At 64.7% G+C, this 4,395-nt stretch carries 6 protein-coding genes; 3 read left to right on the top strand and 3 right to left on the bottom strand.

Annotated features, from left to right (window positions below):
* The coding region (locus FFS27_RS29210; RefSeq protein ID WP_171019254.1) for a nucleotidyltransferase family protein at window positions 1–273 on the top strand (273 nt) is incomplete at its 5' end.
* Here the strand turns inward: FFS27_RS29210 and FFS27_RS29205 are convergent.
* Window positions 274–1,398 (bottom strand): methyltransferase, encoded by a 1,125-nt coding sequence (locus tag FFS27_RS29205; protein ID WP_021264096.1) that lies wholly within the window; start codon window positions 1,396–1,398, stop codon window positions 274–276.
* 327 nt (window positions 1,399–1,725) lie between these two features.
* Between FFS27_RS29205 and FFS27_RS29200 the strand changes: the two genes are divergently transcribed.
* Entirely contained in the window at window positions 1,726–2,724 is a 999-nt protein-coding gene (locus FFS27_RS29200) for a DctP family TRAP transporter solute-binding subunit (RefSeq protein WP_003094894.1), read from the top strand.
* A 106-nt stretch (window positions 2,725–2,830) separates the two neighbouring features.
* On the top strand, window positions 2,831–3,607 hold the full coding sequence (locus FFS27_RS29195; RefSeq protein ID WP_021264097.1) for a ferredoxin--NADP reductase: 777 nt from the start codon (window positions 2,831–2,833) through the stop codon (window positions 3,605–3,607).
* A gap of 104 nt (window positions 3,608–3,711) precedes the next feature.
* On the opposite strand, the gene mscL is transcribed toward FFS27_RS29195, so the two are convergent.
* The gene (gene mscL / locus FFS27_RS29190; protein ID WP_003104883.1) at window positions 3,712–4,125 is read right to left on the bottom strand and encodes a large-conductance mechanosensitive channel protein MscL; all 414 of its coding nucleotides are present in this window, start codon (window positions 4,123–4,125) and stop codon (window positions 3,712–3,714) included.
* Window positions 4,113–4,395 (bottom strand): hypothetical protein (locus FFS27_RS33460; protein ID WP_218570995.1); only part of this gene is annotated, 283 nt, incomplete at its 5' end. The genes mscL and FFS27_RS33460, both read right to left, overlap by 13 nt.

Raw genomic sequence — 4,395 nt, 5'->3', positions numbered from 1 at the left:
GTCCTGCTCGGCGACATGCCCTGGATCGCCGCCGATACCCTCGAGCGTCTGGCCGCGATGGCCACTCCCGAAGCCATCGTGTTTCCCCTGTACGACGGCCAGCGCGGTCATCCGGTGCTGTTCGGCCGCGCTTTCTGGGACGCGCTTGCGCAACTGGACGGCGACCAGGGCGCGCGCCGCGTGCTGCTGGCCCATCGTCCGGCCTGGCGCGAGGTACCGTGCGACGATCCGGGCGTACTCCGCGACGTGGACACCCCGGCGGCGCTCGGCTGACTATTTTCCCGCTTTCAGGATCACGAACTTCGGATTCGCCGCGACCTGCTCGACCCTGCGGAACAGCCGCTTGAGCTTGGCGTGGTAGCCCAGGTGGCGGTTGCCGACGATCCACAGTTCGCCGCCCGCCGCCAGGGCATCGCGAGCCTGGAGAAACATGCGCCAGGCGAGGAAGTCGCCGACCACCTGCTGCTGGTGGAACGGCGGGTTGCACAGGACCAGGTCCAGCGAGCCCGCCGCCTGGCCGGCCAGGCCATCGTCGGCGCGGAACGTCGCCGGCCGCTCGCCCAGCGCTGCTTGCCAGTTTTCCCGTGCCGACTGCACGGCCATGTACGACTCATCCACCAGGGTCAGCTCGGCCTGCGGGTTGAGCAGCGCGTAGGCGATGCCGAGCACCCCGTTGCCGCAGCCCAGGTCGGCGGCGCGTAGCGCGCCGAGGCTGCGCGGCAGGTGCGGGAGGAAGGCGCGGGTGCCGATGTCGAGACCTTCTCGGCAGAATACGTTGGCGTGGTTGAGCAGCGTCAGCGGCGGCTGCTCCAGGTGATAGCGGGTCGGATAGGGCGAGCGCGGTTGCGGGCGCTCCGCTGCCTCGGCGATCAGCAGGCGGGCCTTCTTCACCGCCAGCGAAGCGTGCATCGGGCCGATGTAGCGTTCCAGCAGGTCGCCGGCGGCGCGTGGCAAGTGCTTGACCATCCCCGCGGCGACGACCTGCGCGCCCGGTGCCAGTTGGCCGTGCAGGCGGATCAGTTGCTCCTCCAGCAACGCGAGGGTCTTCGGCACCTTGACCAGCACGTGATCGAAAGGCCCCACGGCGGTTTCGCTGGCCGGGACGAAGCGCACCGAGCCCAGGTCGAGGCCGTTGCGCGCGAGGTTCTTGCGCAGGGCAAGGAAGCCCAGGTGCGAATCGCCGCTGCTGGTGACCTGGACGTGCGGCGCCAGGCTCGCGGCGAGGGCGCCGAAGGCGTCGTTGAGGACCAGCACCCGGCATTGCGCCGTCACGCCCCGTTCGTGCAACTGGTTGAGCAGGTATTCGTCGGCGGCGTCGAACGCCTGGAGGGGCTCGCCGTCCTGCTCGGGCTGGCGGACCAGATCGAGCTGGGCGAAGGGGGTGGCGAATAGAGGCATCGGGTTCCCGGCGGGGCGAATCCCGCTCGTCAATTAACAATCTGTCGAAACTGAGAGCTGGTTGGAGTTCTCCAGCTTGTGCGGCACACGGATATGCCGAAAAATTCTTTACCCGGCTCTGGTTAGTCGTTTCCTTACCGACGAGTCATCCAGCCGGGCACGCCAATAATAACCGGGCTAGGGCTTCGATAGCGCCTGTCATGACCCGGTAGCGCCTGGACGGGCGCCTTCGCCACTTCGAGCGGCGACCGTCACCCAACCCGTTTTCCGAACGAGACCCGTGCGAGCCGTCGCGGGGCTCGTCGTTGCCATCGCACAGGTACATCGATGTTCAAGCCGTTTGTCGGTGTGGCGCTCGCCGCACTGTTCGCCGTTTCCGCCGTCGCCCATGCCGAGGACGCCGGCCCGATCGTGATCAAGTTCTCCCATGTGGTCTCCGACGACACGCCCAAGGGCAAGGGGGCGCTGTTGTTCAAGAAGCTTGCCGAGGAGCGTCTGCCGGGCAAGGTCAAGGTCGAGGTCTACCCCAACTCGACGCTGTTCGGCGACGCCGACGAGATCGAGGCCCTGCGCGCCAACAAGGTGCAGATGCTGGCCACCTCACTGTCCAAGTTCGAGCCCTATACCAAGCAACTCCAGGTGTTCGACCTGCCGTTCCTGTTCGATGACCTGGAGGCCCTGAAGCGTTTCCAGAAGCGCGACAAGAGCCGCGAACTGCTGCGCTCCATGGCCAAGCACGGTATCTATGGCCTGGCCTACTGGAACAACGGCATGAAGCAGCTTTCCGCCACTCGCGAGCTGCACCGGCCGGACGATGCCAAGGGCCTGGTCTTCCGTATCCAGCCGTCGTCGGTGCTGGAAGCGCAGTTCGCCATGCTCGGCGCCACCGCCAAGCAGTTGTCCTACGCCGAGACCCTCAAGGCCATGCAGGCCGGCAGCGTGCAGGGCACCGAGAACACCTGGTCGAACCTCGCCGGACAGAAGATCGACAGCGTGCAGCCGTACATCACCGAGACCAATCACGGTGCGCTCAGCTACATGCTGATCACCAGCTCGGCATTCTGGACCAGCATCCCCTACCAGACCCGCACCGAACTGGAGAGCATCGTCGACGAGGTCACCCTGGTGGTGAACAAGGAAGCCGAAGCGCTCAACCAGAAGGAGCGCGAGCACCTGCTGGCCGCCGGCAAGAGCCGTCTGGTCAGCCTCAGCGCGGAAGAGCACGAGGCCTGGCGCAACGCCATGAAGCCGCTGTGGAAGAACTACGAGGCGCAGATCGGCAGCGACGTGCTGCGTGCGGCCCAGGTGGTCAACCGCAAGCGCTGATCGGCCGCTGGCTATTCCCGTCAGCGGGGATAGCCACAAGCCTTGCGGGTGTTTCTGCCGGGTGCTTTGCGGGACACTAGGGGAGTATCGGTATCCGGAGCGGACCATGACCGCCAGCGAAGAGAAATTCACCCGCCAGACGCTGCTCGACGTGCAGCCTCTGACTCCCAACCTGTTCACCCTGCGTACCAGCCGCGACGCGGGATTCCGGTTCCGCGCCGGGCAATTCGCCCGGCTCGGCGTGTACAAGCCCAGCGGCAGTATCGTCTGGCGCGCCTACTCGATGGTTTCGGCGCCTCATGACGAATTCCTCGACTTCTTTTCCATCGTCGTCCCGGACGGCGAGTTCACCAGCGAACTCAGCCGCCTGCGCGAGGGCGACCAGTTGCTGGTCGATCGCCAGGCCTTCGGCTTCCTCACCCTCGACCGCTTCGTGGATGGTCGTGACCTTTGGCTGCTGGCCACCGGTACCGGTGTGGCGCCGTTCGTCTCGATCCTGCAGGACTTCGAGGTCTGGGAGCGCTTCGAAAGCATCAAGCTGGTCTACAGCGTGCGCGAGAGCAAGGAGCTGGCCTACCGCGAGCTGATCGCCGGCCTCGCCGAGCGCGAATACCTGGCCGAGCATGTCCACAAGCTGCAGTTCATCCCGGTGGTGACCCGCGAGCAGGTACCCGGTTGCCTGAACGGACGTATCACCACGTTGATCGAGAACGGCGATCTGGAGCGTGCCGCCGACCTGGAACTGACCCCGGAGCATTCGCGGGTGATGCTCTGCGGCAACCCGCAGATGATCGAGGACACCCGCGCCGTGCTGAAGGCTCGCGGCATGAACCTCAGTCTGACCCGGCGCCCGGGGCAGGTGGCGGTGGAGAACTACTGGTAGGTGCGTGCCCGCGCAGTAGCGGCGGATAGCGCCGCCGCCCGGCCTGTTGTCCGGCAATGAAAAAGGGCCCGTTCGGGCCCTTTTTCATTGTTCCGCCGACGCGATCACGACTTGTTCTGCTGGGCTTTCAGCAGGTCGCGGATCTCGGTCAGCAGGGTTTCCTCGGCACTCGGCACTGGCGGTTCGGAGGGCGCGACGGCTTCTTCGCGCTTGAGGCGGTTGATCGCCTTGACCCCCATGAAGATGGCGAAGGCCACGATGACGAAGTCGAGTACGGTCTGAATGAACTTGCCATAGGCCAGCACCACCGCCGGCACGTCGCCTTCGGCGGCCTTCAACGTTATCGCCAGGTCGGAGAAGTCGACTCCGCCGATCAGCAGTCCGATCGGCGGCATGATCACATCGCCCACGAAGGACGAGACGATCTTGCCGAAGGCCGCGCCGATGATGATACCGACAGCCATATCCACGACATTGCCCTTGACGGCAAAGGCTTTGAATTCACTCAGAAGACCCATGGGTTCACTCCCTGTATTTCGCTAATAGGTAAAGGCAGTCTAATGCAGCCTTCGGCAAGTTGCTCAGGCTGGAAGATTGGTGTTTTGGTTCCCCCCGGCAACGCGAAAATTCGCAAGGCATACGTTTGCGTCGGGTCTTGTGGGGAGAAACGAAGTTTAGGGAAACTCTGAAAAAGACTTTCTGATTTGGCAAAATACCGCGACCCCACCCACCGAGTTTCCCGATGAAGCAGATGACCTTCGCCGACGCCGAGTACGCTGGCAAGCGCA

The organism is Pseudomonas sp. 2VD (assembly GCF_005503585.1).
GTDB lineage: Bacteria > Pseudomonadota > Gammaproteobacteria > Pseudomonadales > Pseudomonadaceae > Pseudomonas > Pseudomonas aeruginosa.
Note: the sequence above shows the minus strand (reverse complement) of the source record. Positions and strands in the feature narration are given on the sequence as shown.